We start from the raw sequence: 22,164 nt of genomic DNA, 5'->3' as shown, positions 1-22,164 counted from the left end.
TAGATCTGCAGGATCGTGGGCGAGGGTGGCTGACTACAGGTGCGTGTCGACGAAGGTGATCATTTCCTGTTCAACGGCCTCGCGAGTGGACGGTTCGTTGTGGATCTCATGCCGGACGCCGGGGTAGACGACGGTTCGCACGTCTCGGTTGCCGCTCTTCCAGAGGGCGTTGGCGACGTGGTAGGCCCCTTCTCCGTAGTTCGCGACCGGGTCCTGGTCGCCGGCGACGATGAGCACCGGAAGGTCTGAGCGGATCTCCTCCGCCCAGCCTTCGTTCACCGCGTCGTAGAGGTTCACGAAGTCGTCGACGAAGCGCATGCTCATCGGGTCGGCGAGGGCGTTCAGTGGATCGCTCGCGTGGTCGGCAAGGACGCCGGGGTCCAGCGCGATCCACTCGTTGCCGACGGTCGCGTCGGGGAAGCGGTCGATCATGCCGGCGAACAGCGCACCCATGTACTCCAGGCCGGAGTCGGTGCCTTTGCCGGCGTCCACCGCGGCGGCGAGCGCCGCGCGATCCAGTGTCTTGTCGATGCCCTCGATCTGCGCGGCGACACCGCAGAGGATCAGGCCGGCGAGGTCGGCGTCGTACGTCGCCGCGTACCCGCGGGCGATCATCGAACCCCAGCTGTGGCCGAACACGAAGTAGGGGAGTCCGGGAAAGGCTTCGACGGCGTGGTCGTGCAGGGTGCGCTCGTCCTCGACGACGGCGACTCGACCGTTCTCACCGGTGTCCATCCAGACACCGGAGTCGACGGCGGTGGCGCCGTGGCCCGCATGATCGTCCGCGGCGACCACGAATCCGGCGTCGAGCAGCGTGGAGATCATGTGCACGTAGCGGCGCGAGTGTTCGCCGAGCCCGTGCACGATCTGCACGATCGCCTTCGGTTCGGAGGCCGGACTGTAGATCCAGCCGTGGATCCGGTCGCGTCCGTTCGCGGACTCGAAGGTGATCTCGCGCAATGCCATTCTCGGTGTTCCTCTCGGTGGGGTTCGTCCTTGATCCTATGGGCGAACCTGAGCGAGATACCGCGGATCCGCGCTCTCAGCGCGCCGATCCGCGGATCGGCGAGGTGAGAATGCGCGATTCCGCGGCGTCTGTACCGCGTCGAGCGGATGGCGGAGTCCTACGTGGGCGTGATCAGGGTTGCCACGCATAACCGCCAGACGACGCGGGTTTACACGTGACGACGGCGTCGGTGTTCTGGACCCGGGCCCGGGAACCGGGTTCGTTGCAGGGAGCGTTCCACTGGACTGGGGGATTCGATTGGTAACTCATGTCCCGCCAGACACCATCGAGACCGCTGCAGGAGAGTCTTCCGTCCGGCGAACGTGTGTCTGTGGACGGGTTGCAGGGCTGCCCCTCGACCGGCGCCGGAGGTGTGGTTGGGAGAGGCTGCGTGACAGTCGCGATCGGAGTCGTCGGTGTCTGAGTGGGCCGTGTCGAGCTGATGGTGACTGTGGATCTTGTGATCGTTGTGGTGCTGGCCGTCGCAACCGCTGCTTTCGGGTCGCCCGGTTCTTGTTTCTGGGCTACTAGCCGCCCGGCGGCGACCGCAACGGCGAGGGCGAGGATCACCGCGGCGACGCCAAGGATGGAGGTGATCCTGGAGGTCCGAGGAACTGTCGAGCCGACCTTCTCGGGCGGTGCGCTGTACGTGTTCGCGGCTACAGTGCTCTGACGCGCGGCTGTGTTGGCAGTGATCGTCTTGGCGTGCGCGGGTTCAGGGCTGTTGCCGACCGCTGCGGCAGAGAGCGACTCCACGAAATCTCCGCACGACCCGAAGCGGTCGCCGGGGCTTTTCGCCAGGGCAGTTTCGAACACGTCGTTCAATGCAACAGGCAGGTCCGGTGCGATGGAGGTGATCGCCGGGACCGGCCGGCTGAGGTGTGCGGCCATGAGCGCGGTCATCGTCGTCGCTGCGAACGGTGGTCGGCCGGTCAGCAGGTGATAGGCGGTGCATCCGAGGGAGTAGACGTCTGAGCGGTTGTCCACCTGATCGCCTTCAATAGCCTCGGGGCTGATGTAGTTCATCGTGCCCACGGTGAACCCGGTTGACGTGAGCGACGTCGACTCACCTGCGGCCTTCGCGATTCCGAAATCAGCGAGCTTGACCGTTTCGATCTTGCCGTCGTCGAAAGCGACGAGAATATTTGCGGGCTTGACGTCGCGGTGGGTGATCCGCTGCTTGCGCCAGGCGTAGTCAAGGGCGGCGCCCGCTCCGCTCACGAGCGCGAGGGCAAGATCCAGCGGAAGCGGCCCTCGGCTATCGAGTAGCTCACTTGCGTCGGTACCGTCGACGTACTCCATCGTGATCCAGAGGCGCCCGTTGAACTCCCCTCGGTCGTACAACGTGATGACATTCGGGTGGGAGAGCTGCGCCAGAAGGTCCGCTTCGCGTTGGAAGCGGGCCTTGAAATCGCCGTTTCGTGAGACACCGGCGTCGAGGAGCTTGAGAGCGTCGTGCCGCGGCAGACGTGGATGCTGGACCAAGAAGACCTGTCCCATGCCGCCAGCCCCGAGTTGGCGGATGACCGTATAGCCCGCGATCTCAGTGAAGTCCACGAGTGTGGAGTCTGTCAGATCTTCGTGAATGTCGCTCGAAGAACCGATGCTCAGTGCACACGGCGTCGGCAGGTCGATCTGCGCCCACGGTCCCCGTTGCGTTGCCACTAGTGTCGAGCCGAGACGGGGTCGCGGGTGGGGACCTCGCACTACCTGTCTCCTTGTCCGGGGTTCTCGTGGATCACCCGGGAGCGCCTCGACGGCGCCCGGCGATGTGCCGACTACCATTAGGGTGATTCACGAGCGGGCGGGCGACGTCCGCGGTCGTCAGGCGAGGTCTCGCCGGGGAGGAGCTGGGAGTCAGGTGAGCCCGAATACGCCCAAAGCCACCGGTCAGCTGCCGTTGGAGGGCACCGAGGGCGCCGAACTCGGCCCCACCGGGCGTCCCTATCGCGCGATTCCCGAGCCTCGCCCGAAGGAGAAGCACGGCCCGGCGACGATCATCGCCGTCTGCAACCAGAAGGGCGGCGTCGGGAAGACGACGACCACCATCAACCTGGGCGCCGCGCTGGCCGAAGCCGGGCGACGCGTCCTGCTGGTCGACCTCGACCCGCAGGGGGCGCTCTCGGCGGGACTCGGTGTGCCGCACCATGAACTCGACGAGACCGTGCACAACCTCCTCGTGGCCCCGTACGCGGCGACCGACGACGTCCTGCTGAGCACCCGCGTCGACGGACTCGACCTGTTGCCGTCGAACATCGATCTGTCGGCCGCCGAGATCCAGCTGGTCAGCGAGGTCGGGCGGGAGCAGGCGCTGGCCCGGGCGCTGCACCCGGTCGCCGACCGGTACGACTACATCCTGATCGACTGCCAACCGTCGCTCGGTCTGCTGACCGTCAACGCGCTGGCCTGCGCCGACAACGTCCTCATCCCGATGGAGTGCGAGTACTTCAGCCTCCGCGGCCTGGCCCTGCTGACCGACACCATCGACAAGGTGCACGACCGCCTCAACATGCGTCTGGAACTCGGCGGCATCGTCGTCACCATGTTCGACTCGCGGACCCTGCACTCGCGCGACGTGATGGCGCGCGTGGTCGAGGTGTTCGGCGACGCCGTCTTCGACACGGTGATCAACCGCACCGTGCGATTCCCGGAGACCTCCGTCGCCGGCGAGCCGATCACGTCGTGGGCGCCCACCTCGGCCGGCGCGACGGCGTACCGGAATCTCGCTCGAGAGGTCATCGCGCGCAACGAGCCGCAGTAGTCCGCCGATGAACGACGACGTGGCGGTGACTCCCGCGGAGGCGGAAGTCCCCGCACGGTTCGAGGTGAAGCTCACCAACTTCACCGGCCCCTTCGACCTGCTGCTCAATCTGATCAGCCAGCATCGGCTCGACGTGACGGAGGTGGCGCTGCATACGGTCACCGACGACTTCATCGCGTACACCAAGGCGCTCGGCTCCGGTGCGGACTTGGAGCAGACCACCGAGTTCCTGGTGATCGCGGCCACCCTGCTGGACCTCAAGGCCGCGCGGCTGTTGCCGTCCGGCGAGGTGGACGATCCAGAGGATCTGGCACTCCTCGAAGCGCGTGACCTGCTGTTCGCCCGGCTCCTCCAGTATCGCGCGTACAAGCAGGTCGCGGCACTCTTCGCGGAGTTGGAAGCCGCTGCGCTGCAACGCTATCCGCGCGCGGTCTCGCTGGAGGACCGCTACGCGGATCTGCTGCCCGAGGTGAATCTCGGCGTCGACGCCGCGCGGTTCGCCGAGATCGCCGCCGCGGCCATGGTGCCCAAGCCGAAGCCGACGGTCGGTCTGGACCATCTTCACGGCTCCCCGGTGTCGGTCCCGGAGCAGGCCAAGCGGATCGGCGTGCTCCTGAAAGCAGCACGCGGACGAAGCCTCAGTTTCTCCGAGCTGGTCGCCGACTGCACCAACGGAATCGAGGTGGTCGCCAGCTTCCTCGGCCTGCTGGAGCTCTACCGTGAACGCGCGGTGCGCTTCGAGCAGGAGGAGGCGCTCGCCGAGCTCCGGGTCGGCTGGACCGACGAGGCCGACGAGGCGCATATCGAGAAGGCGATCGAAAAGGCAGAGGACTACGGATGAGCGAACTCGATCACGACCCGACGATCAGCGACGAGGAAGCCAGGCTCCTCGACGACGACGAGCTGCGTGGCGCGCTGGAAGCCGTGCTCCTGGTGGTGGATTCGCCGATCTCCACCGAAGAGCTCGCCACCGTCGTCGACCAGGACCGCGTTCGTGTCCGGGACATGCTGCACCGGATCGCCGCCGACCTGACCGAGTCGGGTAGCGGTCACGACTTGCGGTTCGCCGGCGACGGGTGGCGGTATTACACGCGCGCCGAGTACGCGCCGTATGTGGAGAACCTGCTGCTGGACGGCGCCCGCAGCAAACTGACGCGCGCGGCGCTGGAGACGCTCGCCGTCGTGGCCTACCGGCAGCCGGTGACGCGCGCCCGGGTCAGCGCGATCCGCGGAGTGAACGTCGACGGTGTGATGCGAACCCTGCTGGCCCGCGGACTGATCAGCGAGGCGGGCACCGACGAGCAGACCCACGCGACCATGTACTCCACCACCGAACTCTTTCTGGAGCGGTTGGGACTGGCCTCGCTCGCCGAGCTGCCCGATCTGGCGCCGCTGTTGCCGGACGTCGACGTGATCGACGATCTCGGCGACGAACTGCTCGACGATCCGCGATTCGCCAAACTCAGCGCCCGACCGGCAGAATCGAACAAGGACTTCGCCGCTGAGGCGCTGGACGAGAAACCAAACTGAAGGATAGTCATGACCCCCGCTAGCCGAGACGGCAGACCGGACAAGCGCAAGAGCGCAGCAGCCAAGGGCGCCAAGCCCGGCGGCGCCAAGAAGAGCGGCGCTGCGCACGGCGCAGGCAAGAAGAACACAGGCAAGAAGGGCGCCGGCACGAAGAGTGTCGGCAAGAAGGGTGTCGGGCAGGCCCGCCCCGGCGGTCCCGGGCAGCAGCCGTCGTCGCGCAAACCCCACCGCAAGGGGTCGCGGCCCGACGCGGATTCGGGCCGGCGTCGTCTCAACAACGCCAAACCCGCACGCCATCAGGTCGCTGACGTGGCCGGCGACGGTGTCACCTACGTCGAGGACGGCATGCGCCTGCAGAAGGTGCTCGCCGCTGCCGGAGTGGCCTCGCGGCGCGGCGCCGAGGAACTGATCGCCGCCGGGCGCGTCGAGGTCGACGGCGAGATCGTCGTCGAGCAGGGCCTGCGGATCGACCCGAACACCGCGATCATCAAGGTCGACGGAGCACGCGTGGTCGTCGACGAAACCAAGCAGTACCTGGCACTGAACAAGCCGCGCGGCTGGCAGTCCACCATGAGCGACGAGCAGGGCCGCCCGTGCATCGGCGACTTGGTCGCCGAGCGCGTGATGGCCGGGCAGCGCCTATTCCACGTCGGACGCCTGGACGCCGAGACCGAGGGCCTGATCCTGCTCACCAACGACGGCGAGCTGGCACACCGGCTGATGCATCCGTCGTTCGAGGTGCCCAAGACCTATCTCGCCACCGTGCGCGGTCAGGTGCCGCGTGGACTCGGCCGCGTCCTGAAGGGCGGCGTAGAGCTCGACGACGGTCCCGCCTCCGTCGACGAGTTCTCGGTGCTGGAGTTGCATCAGGGCGAGTCGCTGGTGCGGTTGATCCTGCATGAGGGCCGCAAACGGATCGTGCGCCGCATGCTCGCCGAGGTCGGCTACCCGGTGCAGCGACTGGTGCGCACCGACATCGGACCGATCGCGCTGGGCAAGCAGCGGCCGGGCAGCCTTCGGGTGCTCGACAGCAAGGAGATCGGCGCGCTGTACAAGGCGGTGGCGATGTGAGTGCGCCTGCGGAGAGCAGTGTCCTGGACGTCGTCGCGATCGACGGCCCGGCGGGCACCGGCAAGTCGACGGTCGCCGGGCTGCTGGCGGACCGGATCGGGGCGCAGTACCTGGATACCGGAGCGATGTACCGCGCGGCGACGCTGGTCGTCCTGCGGGCCGGAGTCGCGCCGGACGACGACGCCGCGGTCGCCGCGGTGGTGGCGCCCGCGCAGATCCGGGTGAGCGTGAGCGCCGACGGCGGGACCGTCGTGCATCTGGACGGTGAGGACGTCTCTCGCGAGATCCGAACCGACGAGGTGACCCGGAACGTCTCGGCGGTCTCGGCCAATCCGTCGGTCCGCGACAAGCTGGTCGCCGTGCAGCGAGGTCACGCCGTGGACGCCTACCTGGTGGTCGAGGGCCGGGACATCGGCACCGTCGTGTTCCCGAACGCGGCGCTGAAGGTGTTTCTCACCGCGACGCCGCAGGCGCGGGCACAGCGTCGTCATCTGCAGAACCTGGACGCCGGGCGCTCGAGCGACCTCGCCGAGGTACTCGACAGCGTCAACCGGCGCGACCACCTGGATTCCACGCGGACGGTCAGCCCGTTGCGGGCGGCCGAGGACGCGATTCTGGTGGACACGAGCGACCTGACCCTGGAGCAAGTGCTCGACCGACTGACCGAGCTGGTCGGCGAGCGGATCGGAGTACGTGATGTCTGACGAGGTGTTCGACGACGCCGCGATCCCCGTCGAAGGTGCGCTGCCGGGCGACGGCACGTGGTCCGACGAGTCCGACTGGGACCTGTCGGAGTTCGCCGACGGCGATGTCGAGGCGACGGCCGAGAAGTTGCCGGTGGTGGCCATCGTCGGGCGGCCCAACGTGGGCAAGTCGACGCTGGTGAACCGGATCATCGGACGCCGCGAGGCCGTGGTCGAGGACATCCCCGGCGTCACGCGGGATCGTGTCTCGTACCCGGCGAACTGGACCGGACGACGCTTCATGGTCACCGACACCGGCGGCTGGGAGCCGGATGCGAAGGGCCTCCAGCAAGCTGTCGCGACCCAGGCCGAGTACGCCATGCGGACGGCGGACCTGATCGTCGTCGTCGTCGATGCCACCGTCGGCGCGACGGCCACCGACGAGGCCGTGGCGCGGGTGTTGCGGCGATCCAAGACCCCGGTGATCCTGGCGGCCAACAAGGTCGACAGCGAGCGGGCCGAGGCCGACGCAGCGGTGCTGTGGTCGCTCGGGCTGGGCGAGCCGCACATGATCTCCGCGTCGCACGGACGTGGGACCGCTGATCTCCTGGACACGATCCTGGCTGAGCTGCCCGAGACCCCGCGCGAGACGTACCGCGAGGGCGGCCCGCGCCGGGTGGCGCTGGTCGGCAAGCCGAACGTCGGCAAGAGCTCGCTGCTGAACCGGCTGGCGGGAGAAGAGCGTTCGGTGGTCGACAACGTCGCGGGCACCACCGTCGACCCGGTCGACGAGATCATCGAGCTGGACGGCAAGCCGTGGCAGTTCGTGGACACGGCCGGCCTGCGTCGCAAGGTGCGGACCGCGACCGGTCACGAGTACTACGCCTCGCTGCGCACGCGGGCGGCGCTGGACTCGGCCGAGCTGGCGCTGCTGCTGATCGACGCGGGCGAGCCGATCACCGAACAGGACCTGCGCGTGCTGTCGATGATCATCGACAGCGGACGCGCCCTGGTCGTCGTCTTCAACAAATGGGATCTGGTCGACGAGGACCGCCGGTACCAGCTGGAGAAGGAGATCGACCGGGAACTGGCGCGGGTGCCGTGGGCTCGTCGGGTGAACATCTCCGCGACCACCGGCCGCGCCGTGCAGAAGCTGGTGCCCGCCATGGAGCAGGCGCTCGCGTCGTGGGACAAGCGCGTCCCGACCGGTCGCCTGAACAACTGGCTCAAGGAGGTCATCGCCGCGACGCCGCCGCCGGTGCGCGGCGGCCGTCAGCCGCGCGTGATGTTCGCGACGCAGGCCGCGACCCGTCCGCCGACCTTCGTGCTGTTCACCACGGGGTTCCTGGAGGCCGGCTACCGGCGTTTCCTGGAACGCCGGCTGCGCGAGGAGTTCGGGTTCGAGGGATCGCCGGTCCGCGTGAACGTCCGCGTCCGGGACAAGCGGGACCGCAAGAAGTAGCGCGCTCCCGCCTCCGGGATCCGACTGCGAACGGGAGCCGGCGCCTGTGCCATACTTCGGGCATGGACGTCGGCTTCTTCATCATCGGAATCATCCTCTGGGGCATGATCATCGGCGCCATCGCACAGTGGGTCCTCGGCGTGAACAAGCCGTCGAGCATCAACTGGGGGATGGCGCTCGCCTCGGGCGTGATCGGCTCGTTCGTGGGCGGTGCGCTCGGCAGCATCATCGGCGGCGAGGGCTTCCAGTTCCGCCCCAGCGGCGTCATCGGGTCGCTGATCGGCGCCTTCATCGTGACCGCGATCTGGGTCTGGATCGACCGTCGCAAGGGCGATTCGTGATCCGGGGCGAGGGTGCGCTAATGTAGTCCTCGCTCCGCTCGCGGAGCACCGCCCCTGCGAGGGGCGACGGGCTGTGGCGCAGTTTGGTAGCGCACTTGACTGGGGGTCAAGTGGTCGCAGGTTCAAATCCTGTCAGCCCGACAGTGTGACCAGCACATATGTGCTGGTCACAGTCGTTTGTGCCAGATATGTGCCAGATTCAGTGGCCGGGCGACTTAAGTGCGTGTGCTGGCCTGTTCCGCAGCCGCCCGCCCAGCCTCTGTGAGAGTCCAGAATCCTCTAGTCGTCACGCCCGCGACATAAGGTTCCAGCAGGCCCTCGGCCACCATCGTGTTGCGTTCCCAGGCAGTCTGGTTTTGCCACTTAGTTTCGCCATTCGAGTCCTGGGAGAGCCAGTCATCGCTCGTGAATCGACTACCAAACCGCTCGTTCATCTGCGCAAGAACAGCTTGTTTATGTGCTGTGCCACCGAGTTCCAGGAGCGCAACGAGTAGGTAGTTCCGCAGGGTTGTTTGAGGAGTCAGCTCCATGCATGGACTCTAGCCCGACTTGGCCCGCAAGTAGGTGGGCTCGGAGAGGCCCACGCCTCGGGCGGCGATGGTGTCCCCGCGTTGGCGTGGTGCCGCGTCCGCCTTTTCTTCACGTGAAGATAAGGCGGCCCTCCCGATTCCTTTCACGGAACGTTTCACAGACGACGCCGGACGTGGCCGGATTCGCCTGGATCAACTGACCGGAGGACGGCCCCTGACCCGCTCAACACCGGACGTGGCTGGACCTGACCGGACCTCCTGGCCCCACTGGGGGTCAAGTGGTCGCAGGTTCAAATCCTGTCAGCCCGACGTAGGAGTTCCCTGGTGAGACTGGTTTTCTCACCAGGGATTCTTCGTATCCGACACGCGCCCGTGACAGCCCCGGGCTGAGGGGACTGTCACGGGTTGGCGCCACCCGGCGCGCCGCGATCAGCTTCGCTGGCCGATGCGCCCCTCGTCCCAGTCGCGTCCACCAGGGCAGCGACGGCGGCTTCGGGAACAGCGCATCCGATCCTCCGGTCAGGTGATCCCGACCGCGGCTGCTACCGATGCTCGCCCCTCTCCACAGCGCGGGCACGATCCGGCTGGAGGCCGCGCGCCGACACGACCACGTTCCCCGTCACGATCAGTCCGATTCCGACCCACTCGTGGATGCCGAGCGCTTGGTGGAGCAACAGCCAGCCGGCCAGTGCGGCCCACACCGGGCTCACGCTCGTGACGGTGCCGAACAGGGGTGCGGGGATGCGCCGCAAGGCGAGCAGGTCGACCGCGTACGGGATGGTCGACGCCAGCACGCCGCATGCCGCGGCGAGCAGCAGTGCCGCGAGTGTCGGCGGGTGGGCGGAGAACCAGACCACCGCGACGGGAGCCATACGACGGTGGAGACGCCCGCGGCGAGGGCGGTGCCGTGCAGCCCCGGCAGCCGTGCGCCCGCCGAGCGGTTCAGCAGGATGTACGACGCCCAGGCAGTCGCAGCCACCAGTCCGAGGGCGATGCCGATCACGTCGGTGGTGGGCCCGGGATCGGCCAGCATCACCACGCCGACGCCTGCGAGGACCGCGCACCCGACGTCGACGGCGCGGCGCGACCCGCCGATCGCCACGGCGAGCGGACCGAGGAACTCGAGAGTCACCGCGAGCCCGAGACCGATCCGCTCGACCGACGCGTACAGGCAGACGTTCATCACGCTGAACACCAGCGCCAGACCCAGGACCGGCCCCACTGGGCGCGGGTGAGACCGCGGACGCGCGGACGCACCGCAGGCACCAGAACCAGCGCCGTGACGAGTTGGCGCACGGCCACCACCCCGATCGGTCCGATCACCGGAAAGGCCATTGCGCCGACGGCCGCTCCGGTCTGGTTCGACGCCGCGCCGGAGAGGGTCATGACGATCCCTGCGACGCGCCGGCCCGGTTGGCTCGCACCGGCCCGTCGACCAGCAGCGTTTCGACTCCGCTGTGGTGGGGCTGGAACGACGACTCGTCGCCTTCGCGTCCGACGACGCCCGGTGGGCCCGGCGCCGGCGCATGACCATGGCTGAGATCGGTGAGCGCACCGTCGTCATCGATCCCCGGGCGGGTTCGACGACGGAGTCGCTCTGGCACGGCAGCGAACACCCGCCGCGATTCGTGGAGACCGCGGACGTGGACAGTTGGCTCGATTCGATCGCGGCCGGCCGTGGCGTCGGCACCACCGCCGAGGCGACGGCACACCACCATCCGCGCCCAGGAGTGACCTACCGGCAGATCAAGGACGGTCCCCGAATACCCGTACACCTGGCATGGTGGCGGAACGACCGTCCCGAGGGCTTGCCGGAACTGATCGACGCGGTCACCAGGCTCTACGAGAACAGTTGAGTCCTACGTGCGCGGTCAGGTGAGGTCGCCGGTGAGGTAGCGCTGGAGCGTCGGTGCCACCGCGACGGCCAGCTGGTCGATCGACATGCTGGCAACAGGCTCCAGCAGCAGGATCTTGCGGGTCGCGAGCACTCCGATCATCTGCGACACGACCAGGGCGATCCGTTCGTCGCCGTCGCCGACGGCGTCGTCGACCCGCGCTCGTACGCCGCGCAGGGCCACGTCGATCAGGAACGACCGGATCAACGAATCCTCGCCGCCGGCCAGCACGCTGCGCAACGCGGCGATCGCGCCGGTCCCGGCGGGGGAGTCCCAGATGCCGACGATGGTGCGCAGCAGGGTCTCGCCCAGGTCGTCCAGGGGTGCGTCGGCGAGTGGTGCCAGCGCCGTCTCCGGGTCCACCGGCAGGGCTATCACCTCGGTGAAGAGCTGCTTCTTGGTGCCGAAGTAGTGGTGAATCAGTGCGGGATCGACTCCGGCTTCCGCCGCGATCGATCTGATCGAGGCCCGGTCGAATCCGGCCTCGGCGAAACGGCTGCGTGCTGCGGCGACGATGGCCGCTCTGGTCCCGGACTGTCCCGGGCGCCTGCCCGTGCGGCCGCCTCCGTCGCCCGGGATCTCGCTGGTCGCGCTCACGAATGCGAGTCTAGTGACCGCGTCGTACGAGTCACGCGGTGCGTCGGCGCAGGGTCGCCGCTCCGAGACACAGGGCCACCACGGCGAACGCCACGATCACCGCGACGTCGCGCCAGAGTCGGCCGGTCAGTGCCGGATGCGCGGCGATCTCGCCCAGGGCATCGACCGCGTAGCTCAACGGCATCACGTCGCTGATCGCTTCGAGCCATCCGGGCAGCTGGTGCCGCGGAACCAGCAGACCGCACAGGAACAGCTGGGGCGTCACGATGAGCGGCATGAACTGGACGGCCTGGAACTCGGTGCGGGCGAACGCGCTCGCGAGCAGGCCGAGTGCGACGCCGAGGATCGCCACCACGACCGCGACCACGATCACCAACCAGAAGCTGCCGGCGGACTCGAGACCCAGCAGCCCGTAGGAGACGGCGCAAGCGATGATCGCCTGGACTGCGGCGGCCAGCGAGAACGCGGCTCCATACCCGCCGATGAGGTCGAGTTTGCTGATCGGAGTGGTCATCAACCGTTCGAGCGTTCCGCTGGCGCGTTCCCGCTGCATGGCGATCGCGGTGATCAGGAACATCACCACGAAGGGCAGGATCCCGAGCATGCTCAGGCCGACCCGGTTGAACAGCGAGGGTGCACCGGGCGGTGTGGGGTAGTCCTGGTACACGAAGTACAGGAGCGCCAGGAGAGCGGCGGGAACGACGGCGATCATCGCGACCGTCCGATGGTCCGACCGCAGTTGTCTGCCGATCCTGGCGGCGGTGGCCGCGAACGCGTGAGGATTCACCGCGAACCCCCTTCCTCGTCGCGGATCAGAGCGAGGAATGCATCGTCGAGCTTCTGTGCGCCCGTTCGGCGGCGCAGACCGGCGGGGGAGAGATCGGCCAGTAGGCGCCCGTCACGCATCAGCAGGAGACGGTCGCAGTGATCGGCCTCGTCCATCACGTGACTCGACACCAACAGGGTGCGCCCCTGCTCCGCGAGCTCCCGGAAACGCTCCCAGAGCTCGGCGCGCAGGACCGGATCGAGGCCCACCGTGGGCTCGTCCAGGACGATGAGTTCAGGGTCGGCGACCAGGGCACACGCGAGCGACGTGCGAGTGCGCTCTCCTCCGGAGAGCTCAGCGCCGGTGTGGTCCGCACGATCGGTGAGGCCGACCATGTCGATCGCCGCGTCGACGGCGGCACGAGGTTTGCGGTACAGCGCCCCGAAGTACGCGACGTTGGCATGCACGGTCAGGTCGCTGTAAATGCTCGGCGCCTGCGTGACGTAACCGACGACGGATCGCAACGCCGCGGTGCCGGCCGGGCGGCCGAGCACCGTCACCGTCCCGGACTCGACGATCTGGGTGCCGACGACCGAGCGCAGCAACGTCGTCTTCCCGCAGCCGGACGGGCCGAGCAGCCCGGTGATCGATCCGCGGGACACCCGGAAGTTCAGGTCGTGCAGCACGGTCAGCTTCCTGCGGCGCACGGTGAGCCCGGCGACCTCGATCACCGTGCCGAGGCCCTCGGGTCCGGCGGCCGGCATTTCACTGACCGGTGAATTCGCCATGTAATGAATTACACGCGCACCGGTCTCCGGTGTCAAGGTCCGGCGGCATCGTCGGTCATGACGGACGCGTGGGCACTGGCCGCGGCGCAACGAGGGTGGCAGTAGCGGCCGGAGCGCCTGTGGCCCCGCTGCTATGAACTGCCGATCAGGACACCGCTCTTGGCGACCTCCGGGTCGGTGCACGACGACAAGTCGAAGCAGCAGGGCCGCCGCTTGCCGTTGCGGAGCTTGTCGATGCCGACCTCAACGCGTCGCTGCCGGGTCGCCGGGTTCTTGGTCGCGCCGATCCAGCGCACCCACTCCCAGCGCGCCATCGGAGTGATGTCGTCCCAGGTCTCGGCGATGTCGGGAGCGCCGTCGAGTGCCTCCCGGAGATCCTGTGGCACCGCGGGTTCGGGCCATTGTTTGGTCGGGGTGAGCTCCACGCCGATCGTCGTGCCCGGTGCGGCTCCGTCGACCCGGAGCCAGTGTCCGCGTTTGCCGTCCGGTTCGACGACGGTGGCGAACTCCCGGCCGTCGAGGGTTCCGGTGACCGCGACCTGTCCGCGCGACGGGAGTTCGGCGCTGGCACCCGCGGGCAGACGCACGAGCGTCCGGTCGTTGATCTGCTCCACCTCGGCGGTGAACGCGATCGACGTCGGGGTCTTGGCGGGCATGGTGTCTCCTGTGGGTCTGCGTTCGGGGAGAACTCCACGATAGGCGTCGCCGCACGCCCGGGTTTCTCGATTCCTGCTCGATCGCGATCAGGACGAGCTCGTGACACTCCGGTTGTAGTCGAGGGCCGGTGTGAGCCACGTCGCGAGAGTTTCGTCGTCGTCGACGGCGTCGGCGGACACTTCGATCCAGCCGGGGCCCATGTCGCGACCCGGGCCCATCTCGGCTCGCCGGGCGCCCGGGCGGCCCAGGAGTTCCTCGTACCGATCATCCGCGACCCGGACGAGGAGGCCGCCGTCCTTCAGCGCGCTGACGGCGAGTTTGCCGTTCACCATGAACGAGAGCGTTCCGAACATGGCTCGCTCGCTCAGCCGTCGCTCCGACGCCAGCAGCAGGCGGAGCCGATCGGCGAGGAGGTCCCGGGCGCCGCTCACGGTGACTCGTGTGCGGCCAACTGCTGGACCAGCCGGGTCTTGTACTGGCCGAGACCGGCGATCTTCTCCGGGGAGACGGTCGGGTACCGGGGGTCCAGTTCGGTCAGAGTGTCGAGCAGGACGGCGAACGTCGAAAGATGGCTGGCCCATTTGTGGTCGGCGCCGATCACGTGCCACGGCGCGTACTCGGTGCTGGTGTGGCTGAGCATCTCGGCGAAGGCCTTCTGGTACTCGGGCCACAGCTCGCGCTCTGCCATGTCGCTCTCGGAGAACTTCCAGTTCTTGTCGGGTCGCTCGATGCGTTCCAGGAAGCGTCGGCCCTGCTCCTCGTAGGAGACGTTCAGGAACAGCTTCACGATGGTGGTGCCGTTGTCGGCGAGGTACTTCTCCCACGCGTTGATGTCGTCATATCGCCGCTTCCAGATGCCTTTGGGGTTCGCTGCGGCCGACGCGGGCCACAGCCAGTCCGGGTGGACACGGACGGCGAGCACGTTCTCGTAGTGCGAGCGGTTGAAGATGCCGATCCGGCCGAGCTGGGGGAGCGCCTTCTGGTGCCGCCACAGGTAACCGTGCGCTCGCTCCTCCTCGGACGGCGCCTTGAAGCTGTGCACGTCGACGCCGGCGGGATTGACCCCCGACATCACGTGCTTGATGGTGCCGTCCTTGCCCGCGGCGTCGATCGCCTGCAAGACGATGAGCAGCGCGCGGTCGGCCTGCGCGTAGAACTTGTCTTGCAGCGCGAAGAGCCGCTGTTTGGCCTCGGTCAGCTGCGCCACGCCGTCGGCCTTGCTCATTCCGTCCGGCTTGGCCCCGGTGTCGAAGTCCCGACTCAGGTCGACGGTGCTGCCCGGCGCCACCCGGGTCCGTTCGGCCAGCTTCTTCCAGTCCAGTTCCGCACCCATGAAAGATCCTCCCCGTCGGCATCGCCGACTGTCGCCGTGCCGGATACCACTGTGCCGCAACCGCGCCGCCGTCGGGTGACTTCGACAGGCGAAGACCTGACGACGACGCGGAGCACAAGCATCCGCCGCCACCGGAATGATCGCCGGATCGTCGACGTTGAGGAGCACATGAGCGAACAACCTGAACTCAGCCCGACCGATTGGGTGCGCAAGCAGACCGAGACCATCCTGAAGCAGGGGACCACCGACGGAGTCGGGATCAACGGCATGAAGGTGGTGCTCTTCACCACCACCGGCGCCAAGTCCGGAAAGGAGCGCTACGTGCCGCTGATGCGCGTCGAGGAGGGCGGCCGTTACGCGATGGTCGCCTCCAAGGGCGGCGCCCCGGAACACCCGGCGTGGTACTACAACGTCAAGGCGAACCCGCGGGTCGTCGTGCAGGACGGGACGACGATCACCGAGCTGACCGCCCGCGAAGTGGACGGCGCCGAGCGCGACCACTGGTGGGCGCTCGCGGTGGACGCCTTCCCTCCGTACGCGGAGTATCAGACCAAGACCGATCGGCAGATCCCGGTCTTCGTCCTGGAGTGACACCCCGGGCCGATGTGATGTGAATCATCGCCTAGCGGCGTTATCCGGGAGAAATCGCCGGACACGCCGCTCCGCCGCTTCGGGGATTCGGTCGCCGCGACCCACCGGAACTAACATCGGTGGGTCAACCGAACGCTGGGAGAATTGATGACGTCCTCGGAGAACACTGCGCTGTCGGAGCGCGTCGGCCACTACTACGTGGCGGACCACACCTATGTGGTCGGGCGCGAGAAGGTCCGTGAGTACGCGCGTGCCGTGCAGGACTATCACCCGGCGCACTGGGACGAGGAGGCCGCGGCCGCGCTCGGGTACAGCGGACTGGTCGCGCCGATCACCTTCACCTCGATTCCGGCGATGGCGTCGAACCGCACGCTGATGGAGGAGGTCGTCGTCGGGTACGAGACCTACGTGCAGACCGAGCAGGTCTTCGAGCAGCATCGCCCGATCGTCGTCGGCGACGTCCTGCAGACCGACACCGAGTTGTCGTCGATCCGGCAGATCGCCGGCAAAGAGATGATCACCATCACCAACACCTTCGTCGACCAGCACGGGGAGACGGTGCACACCATGCACACGACGGTCGTCGGCGTGTCTGCCGACGAGGTGGACCCGGGCATCAAAGACGCTGTCGCCAAGGTGATGATGCACGACGTGGAGATCCTGTCGGTGGAGGCCTCGGCCGCCGATTACGTCAAGACGGTGCGCGAAGGACAGTTGCCGCCCCGGTCGACCGCGGTCGCCACGCGGACCGTCGGCTCGCGCGACTTCGATCAGCTCAGCAAGGGCGACGCCCTTCCCGAACACCATACGGCGCTTTCGCGCGGCGATCTGGTCAACTATGCCGGTGTGGCCGGCGACGCCAACCCCATTCACTGGGACGAGGCGTGCGCCAGGATGGCCGGCCTTCCGGACGTGATCGCGCACGGCATGCTGACGATGGGGCTGGGCGCCGGAGTCGTGTCGGAGTGGTCTGGGGATCCCGGCGCCGTCAGCAAGTACTCGGTGCGCCTTTCGGCGCCGGCGATCGTGCCCGCCGACGGCCGCGGCGACATCGCCTACGGCGGCAAGATCAAGTCGCTGGATCCGGAGACCCGCAGCGGCGTGGTGATCCTGACCGCCAAGGCCAACGAGAAGAAGATCTTCGGGATGGCCACCCTGGAACTGCGCTTCTCCTGAGCTCCTGCGGTCGTCGATCAGGCCGTCCTGCGGAGTCGGGCGCGGAGCTGTCCGAACGGGCGTTCCAGCAACAACAGCAGCAGCGGCCACTGGCCGGTCTCCGGCCAGACGGCGCTGATCAGCAGCGCCACCGACAGCAGGATGATCGAGCTGTAGTCGATGCCGACCACCTGGAGGTCGCGGCGCGGGGCCCCCGGCTCCAGCAGGTCCGGGTGGTGGATGCCCCAGTACCGCATCGCGCCGAGCAGGAACACCGAGACCCACAGCACGCCGATGTACAGGGTGTTGGCCCGGGTCATCGAGGTGCCGATCAACGCGGTCGAGAACGGCATCAGGACGATGGTGAACAGCCAGAGGAAGTGCATGAACACCAGCGGCGAGTCGTAGCACCGGAAGTACTCGATCAACTGGTGATGATGCCGCCACAGCACCCAGATCACCGCGAACGAGACGGCGAAGGCGATGAGGATGTCCTGGTGATCGTCGAAGAACGAGCCGAGGGTCCGTTCCTCCGGGCTGTCGCTGGCCAGATCGGTGAGGGGCAGCACCAGCAGAGTCAGGGCGATGGCGACCACCGCGTCGGTGAAGGCGACCAAGCGCCGCAAGCCCTCGGTGGTCTGCAGGCCGCGCGTGCTGGGTTCGGGCTCGGCCGTCATGGACGTCGAGTGTAGAACCCGCTCGGGACGCACGTCGGGGATCGGCGGATCAGCCGCCGGTCGTGACCACCAGGGGCACCAGCATCTCGGCGGCGGTCCACCCGCCGTGGTGGCCGGGCATGCGGGTCTCGAAGGGCTCGGCGAGCTCCCGGGTGAGCAGCACGTCGCGCTGTCCGACGGCCATCACGTCGCCGATCCGCTCGGCGACGTGGGCGGCCGGCCGCGGTCCGAACCAGTGCTCATCGATCACCTGGTCCCTGGTCGCCACCCGCGCATCGTCACCGAGCGTCTCGGTCCAGCGCTGCGCGACCCGCTCGGCCGCGCCCGGGTCGGCGTACACCTGGCGGACTCGTGGTTCGCCCGCGACGGCACGCACCTCGGCGGTGAGCTCAGGCGAACGTTCGACGTCGATCCGCCGGCCCGCGGTGATCATGCCGTGATCGCCGGTCACCAGCAAGGTGGCGCCGGGAACCAGGGTCTCGACGACGTCGCGGACCGCCTCGTCCACGGCGCGGAGCCGTTCGCGCCACTCGGGAGTTCCCGGTCCCCACAGGTGCCCGGCGGCATCGAGGTCGGGCAGATATCCGTAGATCAGGCGCGGCCCGCGATCACCCTCGGCGATCGCCTCGGTCAGTCCGCGCCGCACGTCGTCGATGGAGGACGCATCCCGGTAGTCCGCCGGATTGCCGTAGGCGGCCTGAGTCAGTCCGGACCCCTGGAAGGCGCCCGGCATCAGCGCGGTGACGCCGACTCCGGAGTGCGTGAGCTCGTCGAACGCGGTGGGCGACGGCTGCACCTCATGGGGCGGGAACACCTGATACGCACTGGGTCCGTCGGCCGCGTCCAGTGTCCATCGCAGGGCGTTGAGCGTGTGGGCGACGGACGGGTCGAGGTCCCGTGGTGCGAAGCTGTATCCGATGATCCCGTGCTCGCCGGCGCAGAGCCCGGTACCGAGGCTGGTGAGACTGGTAGCCGTCGTCGAGGGGAATCCTGCGCACATCGAGAGGGCGCGGTGCCGGAACAGGGCGGGAGCGAACACCGAATGTTCTTGCAGCAGAAGGTCTCCGAGCCCGTCGATCATCAGGATGACGACCGTATGGCTGTCGGGGACCGGCAGCGGGCGCATGTCGCCGAAGCCGAGCGCGCTCGCCGCCGACTGCGCCAGGTCGGCGAGAGTGGGGCCGTCGTTCCAGGTGTCCGGGGGGAGTGCGCGTAGTGGGCCCATGGCCTTCGACGCTACGGGCCGGGCCGATCGAGCGCAGTCGAGATCCGCGAATCGGGGCCTACAGGCTGATCCCGTAGGTGTCGATCTTCCGGTACAGGGACGACCGGGCGATGCCGAGGACGCGTGCTGCCTTGGCGCGATTGCCACCGTGCTCCTGAAGAGCTTTCACGATGGTGTCCCGCTCGGCGGTCTCGAGCGCGGTCATCATCCTCTTCGGCACCGAGTGCACCGACGGTGGGAGATCGCCGACGTCGAGTGCGCCGGTCAGATTCGCGCGCAGCGCCTGCCGTAGCGTGTGCACGAGCTCGGTCACGTTGCCCGGCCACGGATACTTCTTCAGAGCGCGCACGAGACCGTCGCTGAGCACCACACTGCGCTGGGGCGCCAGCTGGGCGAGATGCATCTCGGCGATGTCCGGGATGTCGTCCGGGTGGTGCCGCAGCGCGGGCACTTCCACGGTGCGTTCCAGGACCGGCACCAGGGTGGATTCGAGCAGGGCGTCATTGCCTGCGCGTGCGGTGGCCACGATCCACCGGGCCGGATACCCGTGTTGATCGTCGCCGATCATGCCGGCGATCAGTCCGTCGTCGTGCGGGGTGAGGTCGTCGATCCCGCGAAGGATGATCGTGGTGGCCCCGGATCGCAAAGCTTCAGTCACGGCCGTCACGGCGGTCGGCGATGCGCAGTCGACCACCGCGCAGGGCGCTTGCGGGTTCTTGTTGAGATGAGCCCCGCGCGCCAGCGTCACCCGCCCCGTGCCTTCCTCGCCGACGAGCAGCGTGTTGGTGCTCGAGGAGGCGAGCGCGGCGAGCGCCGTGCGGCATCGGGACCATTGCGGGGATCCGCCCACGGCGCCCGGCAACGACGGAGCGCGGCGTCCGACGGAGATCGCGGTGACCGAGCCGGCAGGAGAAGGCTCCACTTCCAGCACCACGCCGGCGGGGTCGCCGTGTTCCTCCACATGGGTGCGACGCACCTCGATGCTCTGGCCGGACGGCAGGACCAAGGCGAATCGGTCCAGAGACGACGGCGCGAGCATGGACTGCGCCTCCTCGCGGAGGAAGGCCTCGTCGACGGGGTCGAGCAGTGGAGTGCCGCTGGTGTTGGACATGAACACGCCACAGCTGAGGGAGTACACCGCGCCGGAGCGTCGACGGCAGGCCGCGATGAAAGCCGCCAGAACGGCCCGTTGCTTCGCCGATCCCCGTGAGCTCAGCTCGGATTCGATGTCGCGCGCCGCACCGGCGACCAGCTGGCGCATCATCGGGTTCGCGTGACGGGCGAGGCAGCTGATGTCGACGATGCCTTCGAGCCGACCGGTCACCGGATCGTGGACCGGCGCTCCCGCACAGGTGAACGCGCGGATTCCTTCGTTGAAATGCTGGACGCCGTCGATGTACACCGGCATGCCGGATTCGATCGCCGTGCCGACGCCGTTGGTGCCGACCCGTTCCTCGGAATAGTCGAACCCCGGGGCGAAATAGGCTGAATCGAGAAGCCTGGCCAGCCGGTGGTCGCTGTCACGCCGGAGGATCACGCGTGCGTGCTCGTCGGTGAGCGCGACACTGAGCGGCATCCCGCCCAGGTCCTGCTGGAGCCGGTCGAGTACCGGCGAGGCGCACTGCACGAGCCGGCGCTGAAAGTCCAGGTCGGCGACGTGCTCGTATTGCGTGACCACGCGATCCGGCGCCAGGCCCGCTTCACGGGATCGGTTCCACGACTGCTCGACGTATGCGGGCAGGCAGGGGTCCGAGGGCTTCTCGGTCGGGGTGGGTGTACTCATCTCACTCGCTCTCCTCGCCCCAGGATCCAGTGTCCGCACAATGGGTGCGCTGTCCAGGTGCATCTCGATTGGAGGCGCCGACGCGCCCGGGATCCCCCTCGAACGGGCAGGTATGCCACCCGTCCGATCGGACAGGGGCCACGGGCCGTGCCGAACACCCGTCGGTGGTGTTCGGCCCGAGCCCGCGGCCGCCGGGTCTCAGTGCGCCGAATCGGCGGATCAGACCTCGATGGCGAGAAGTTCGCCGAGGTGCTTGTCTACCTGCTGGATGTAGGTCGGCGCCACACCGAACAGGCCGAGGTGCCCGAGGACGTCGTTGATGACGCGGAACTCGCTGTGCGGTATCAATCGCTGCTCGGCCGCACAATCGGCCGGCGGGAAGAGCTGGTCCAGGTCGATCGGCATGACGAAGGTCTTGGCGGTGATGCGCCCCAGGGCCGCGGCCAGATCGCCGTCGGTGTGCCGGGAGACGTCCCCGCGCTGCCACGCCCACGACTGGGTCAGCAGGTCGTTCGGATCCATGGCCGTGAAGTACGGTTCCAGGAAGCCGGCCAGAAAGGCTTCCTTGGAATCGAAGTCGAGGGCGCGCCAGACCTCCTGATTCCAGAAGTCGGGGGAGAAGCCCTTGATCGCCCACACGTGCGCCTGCCGGGTTAGGCCGTCGGTCACGTCGGCGTTCGACGCGTACTCTCCGTCGGCAAAGCCCGGGTCGGACACGGTGACCTCACGCATCACCTCGGCGATGAGGTAGTCGTCGGGGGTGTTGCGGGCGGTGCCGGCGATCGGTGCGGCGCGAAGCACTTTGTCCGGGAAGCGGACCGCCCACTCATAGGTCTGCTGCGCGCCCATCGATCCGCCGACCACCAGGGCCAGCGTGTCGATGCCGAAGTGCTCGCGCAGCAGCCGCTCCTGGGCGACGACGTTGTCCCCGATCCGGACGCGCGGGAACTTCGACATCGAGATCGCGGCGTTCGGTCCGTCGGCGTTGTGCGGTGAGGTGGACAGACCGCTGCCGATCTGGTCGACGCAGATGATGAAGTACTCGTCCGGGTTCAGCGCGTGATCCGGGCCGATGTACACGTCTCGCCAGACCTGGTGCGTGCCCGAGTACCAAGTAGGAATCAGAATGGCGTTGTCCTTGGCATCGTTGATGGTGCCGAAGGTGGCGACTGCCAGGTGGCAGTCGGGAATCACGCCGCCCTCCTCCAGTGCGAGTTCGCCGATGCTGATGAGTTCGTAGTCGCCGTGGAACTCGTGGGTGTAGTACTGATTGGTGATAGCCATGACGGCTGACCTCCTGGTGTCTGTGGTCG

General features: G+C 67.9%; 26 protein-coding genes and 1 tRNA gene. 11 read left to right on the top strand and 16 right to left on the bottom strand.

The window, feature by feature from the left end:
• Positions 1 to 33: 33 nt before the first annotated feature.
• Together C6V83_RS12000 and C6V83_RS11995 are read right to left on the bottom strand one after the other, a co-directional pair.
• Positions 34 to 966: an alpha/beta fold hydrolase gene (locus tag C6V83_RS12000; protein WP_105942589.1), complete on the bottom strand. Its 933-nt coding sequence runs from the start codon at positions 964 to 966 to the stop codon at positions 34 to 36.
• Positions 967 to 1,138: 172 nt separating this feature from the next.
• Positions 1,139 to 2,563, bottom strand: a complete 1,425-nt coding sequence (locus C6V83_RS11995) for a serine/threonine-protein kinase (protein WP_234353707.1) — start codon at positions 2,561 to 2,563, stop codon at positions 1,139 to 1,141.
• A gap of 337 nt (positions 2,564 to 2,900) precedes the next feature.
• Between C6V83_RS11995 and C6V83_RS11990 the strand changes: the two genes are divergently transcribed.
• From C6V83_RS11990 to C6V83_RS11955, 8 genes are all read left to right on the top strand, one after another.
• The gene (locus C6V83_RS11990; RefSeq protein ID WP_105943906.1) at positions 2,901 to 3,767 is read left to right on the top strand and encodes a ParA family protein; all 867 of its coding nucleotides are present in this window, start codon (positions 2,901 to 2,903) and stop codon (positions 3,765 to 3,767) included.
• 7 nt (positions 3,768 to 3,774) lie between these two features.
• Entirely contained in the window at positions 3,775 to 4,608 is an 834-nt protein-coding gene (locus tag C6V83_RS11985; protein ID WP_105942588.1) for a segregation and condensation protein A, read from the top strand.
• Entirely contained in the window at positions 4,605 to 5,297 is a 693-nt protein-coding gene (gene scpB, locus C6V83_RS11980; protein WP_105942587.1) for an SMC-Scp complex subunit ScpB, read from the top strand. Before C6V83_RS11985 ends, scpB begins: the two co-directional genes overlap by 4 nt.
• Before the next feature lie 9 nt (positions 5,298 to 5,306).
• Entirely contained in the window at positions 5,307 to 6,368 is a 1,062-nt protein-coding gene (locus C6V83_RS11975) for a pseudouridine synthase (protein ID WP_105942586.1), read from the top strand.
• Complete coding sequence (cmk, locus tag C6V83_RS11970; RefSeq protein ID WP_105942585.1) at positions 6,365 to 7,072, top strand: (d)CMP kinase; 708 nt, start codon at positions 6,365 to 6,367, stop codon at positions 7,070 to 7,072. The genes C6V83_RS11975 and cmk overlap by 4 nt, the downstream gene beginning before the upstream one ends.
• Complete coding sequence (gene der / locus C6V83_RS11965; RefSeq protein ID WP_105942584.1) at positions 7,065 to 8,513, top strand: ribosome biogenesis GTPase Der; 1,449 nt, start codon at positions 7,065 to 7,067, stop codon at positions 8,511 to 8,513. Before cmk ends, der begins: the two co-directional genes overlap by 8 nt.
• Before the next feature lie 62 nt (positions 8,514 to 8,575).
• Positions 8,576 to 8,854, top strand: coding sequence for a GlsB/YeaQ/YmgE family stress response membrane protein (locus C6V83_RS11960; protein WP_105942583.1), 279 nt, complete (start codon positions 8,576 to 8,578; stop codon positions 8,852 to 8,854).
• A gap of 67 nt (positions 8,855 to 8,921) precedes the next feature.
• A tRNA-Pro gene (locus C6V83_RS11955) sits at positions 8,922 to 8,995 on the top strand.
• Positions 8,996 to 9,069: 74 nt separating this feature from the next.
• On the opposite strand, the gene C6V83_RS11950 is transcribed toward C6V83_RS11955, so the two are convergent.
• The 4 genes from C6V83_RS11950 to C6V83_RS18755 form a co-directional block, all read right to left on the bottom strand.
• Complete coding sequence (locus tag C6V83_RS11950) at positions 9,070 to 9,384, bottom strand: winged helix-turn-helix domain-containing protein (protein ID WP_105942582.1); 315 nt, start codon at positions 9,382 to 9,384, stop codon at positions 9,070 to 9,072.
• Positions 9,385 to 9,926: 542 nt separating this feature from the next.
• Positions 9,927 to 10,199, bottom strand: coding sequence for an EamA family transporter (locus tag C6V83_RS18765; RefSeq protein ID WP_234353997.1), 273 nt, complete (start codon positions 10,197 to 10,199; stop codon positions 9,927 to 9,929).
• Complete coding sequence (locus tag C6V83_RS18760) at positions 10,091 to 10,606, bottom strand: EamA family transporter (protein WP_234354030.1); 516 nt, start codon at positions 10,604 to 10,606, stop codon at positions 10,091 to 10,093. Before C6V83_RS18760 ends, C6V83_RS18765 begins: the two co-directional genes overlap by 109 nt.
• Complete coding sequence (locus C6V83_RS18755; RefSeq protein ID WP_234353705.1) at positions 10,567 to 10,770, bottom strand: hypothetical protein; 204 nt, start codon at positions 10,768 to 10,770, stop codon at positions 10,567 to 10,569. Before C6V83_RS18755 ends, C6V83_RS18760 begins: the two co-directional genes overlap by 40 nt.
• Before the next feature lie 74 nt (positions 10,771 to 10,844).
• On the opposite strand from C6V83_RS18755, the gene C6V83_RS11940 reads away from it, so the two are divergent.
• Positions 10,845 to 11,240 (top strand): LysR substrate-binding domain-containing protein, encoded by a 396-nt coding sequence (locus C6V83_RS11940; RefSeq protein ID WP_234353704.1) that lies wholly within the window; start codon positions 10,845 to 10,847, stop codon positions 11,238 to 11,240.
• A 15-nt stretch (positions 11,241 to 11,255) separates the two neighbouring features.
• Here C6V83_RS11940 and C6V83_RS11935 read toward each other — a convergent pair whose 3' ends face one another.
• The 6 genes from C6V83_RS11935 to C6V83_RS11910 all read right to left on the bottom strand — a co-directional run bounded on the left by C6V83_RS11935 (position 11,256) and on the right by C6V83_RS11910 (position 15,420).
• On the bottom strand, positions 11,256 to 11,876 hold the full coding sequence (locus C6V83_RS11935) for a TetR/AcrR family transcriptional regulator (protein ID WP_234353703.1): 621 nt from the start codon (positions 11,874 to 11,876) through the stop codon (positions 11,256 to 11,258).
• Between the two features lie 31 nt (positions 11,877 to 11,907).
• On the bottom strand, positions 11,908 to 12,663 hold the full coding sequence (locus C6V83_RS11930; RefSeq protein WP_105942580.1) for an ABC transporter permease: 756 nt from the start codon (positions 12,661 to 12,663) through the stop codon (positions 11,908 to 11,910).
• Positions 12,660 to 13,430 (bottom strand): ABC transporter ATP-binding protein, encoded by a 771-nt coding sequence (locus C6V83_RS11925; protein WP_199832505.1) that lies wholly within the window; start codon positions 13,428 to 13,430, stop codon positions 12,660 to 12,662. The genes C6V83_RS11930 and C6V83_RS11925 overlap by 4 nt, the downstream gene beginning before the upstream one ends.
• 131 nt (positions 13,431 to 13,561) lie before the next feature.
• Positions 13,562 to 14,086 carry a YdeI/OmpD-associated family protein gene (locus C6V83_RS11920; RefSeq protein WP_105942578.1) on the bottom strand — a complete coding sequence of 175 codons (525 nt, stop codon included), beginning with the start codon at positions 14,084 to 14,086 and terminating at the stop codon, positions 13,562 to 13,564.
• Between the two features lie 87 nt (positions 14,087 to 14,173).
• On the bottom strand, positions 14,174 to 14,518 hold the full coding sequence (locus tag C6V83_RS11915) for a TfoX/Sxy family protein (protein ID WP_105942577.1): 345 nt from the start codon (positions 14,516 to 14,518) through the stop codon (positions 14,174 to 14,176).
• The gene (locus tag C6V83_RS11910) at positions 14,515 to 15,420 is read right to left on the bottom strand and encodes a polyphosphate kinase 2 family protein (RefSeq protein ID WP_105942576.1); all 906 of its coding nucleotides are present in this window, start codon (positions 15,418 to 15,420) and stop codon (positions 14,515 to 14,517) included. The genes C6V83_RS11915 and C6V83_RS11910 overlap by 4 nt, the downstream gene beginning before the upstream one ends.
• A gap of 168 nt (positions 15,421 to 15,588) precedes the next feature.
• On the opposite strand from C6V83_RS11910, the gene C6V83_RS11905 reads away from it, so the two are divergent.
• Both C6V83_RS11905 and C6V83_RS11900 read left to right on the top strand, forming a co-directional pair.
• On the top strand, positions 15,589 to 16,011 hold the full coding sequence (locus C6V83_RS11905) for a nitroreductase family deazaflavin-dependent oxidoreductase (RefSeq protein WP_105942575.1): 423 nt from the start codon (positions 15,589 to 15,591) through the stop codon (positions 16,009 to 16,011).
• Positions 16,012 to 16,158: 147 nt separating this feature from the next.
• On the top strand, positions 16,159 to 17,187 hold the full coding sequence (locus C6V83_RS11900; RefSeq protein ID WP_105942574.1) for a fused (3R)-hydroxyacyl-ACP dehydratase subunits HadA/HadB: 1,029 nt from the start codon (positions 16,159 to 16,161) through the stop codon (positions 17,185 to 17,187).
• Positions 17,188 to 17,204: 17 nt separating this feature from the next.
• Here C6V83_RS11900 and C6V83_RS11895 read toward each other — a convergent pair whose 3' ends face one another.
• From C6V83_RS11895 to C6V83_RS11880, 4 genes are all read right to left on the bottom strand, one after another.
• A complete protein-coding gene (locus tag C6V83_RS11895) occupies positions 17,205 to 17,843 on the bottom strand; it encodes a TMEM175 family protein (protein ID WP_105942573.1) in 639 nt (212 codons plus the stop codon).
• A gap of 49 nt (positions 17,844 to 17,892) precedes the next feature.
• A complete protein-coding gene (locus C6V83_RS11890; protein WP_105942572.1) occupies positions 17,893 to 19,068 on the bottom strand; it encodes an alkaline phosphatase family protein in 1,176 nt (391 codons plus the stop codon).
• Positions 19,069 to 19,126: 58 nt separating this feature from the next.
• Complete coding sequence (locus C6V83_RS11885; protein WP_105942571.1) at positions 19,127 to 20,851, bottom strand: sigma-54-dependent Fis family transcriptional regulator; 1,725 nt, start codon at positions 20,849 to 20,851, stop codon at positions 19,127 to 19,129.
• Positions 20,852 to 21,070: 219 nt separating this feature from the next.
• Complete coding sequence (locus C6V83_RS11880) at positions 21,071 to 22,135, bottom strand: alpha/beta fold hydrolase (protein WP_105942570.1); 1,065 nt, start codon at positions 22,133 to 22,135, stop codon at positions 21,071 to 21,073.
• Positions 22,136 to 22,164 lie beyond the last annotated feature (29 nt).

Source organism: Gordonia iterans (assembly GCF_002993285.1).
Taxonomy (GTDB): Bacteria; Actinomycetota; Actinomycetes; order Mycobacteriales; family Mycobacteriaceae; genus Gordonia; species Gordonia iterans.
This window is presented reverse-complemented; position numbering and strand designations above follow the sequence as displayed.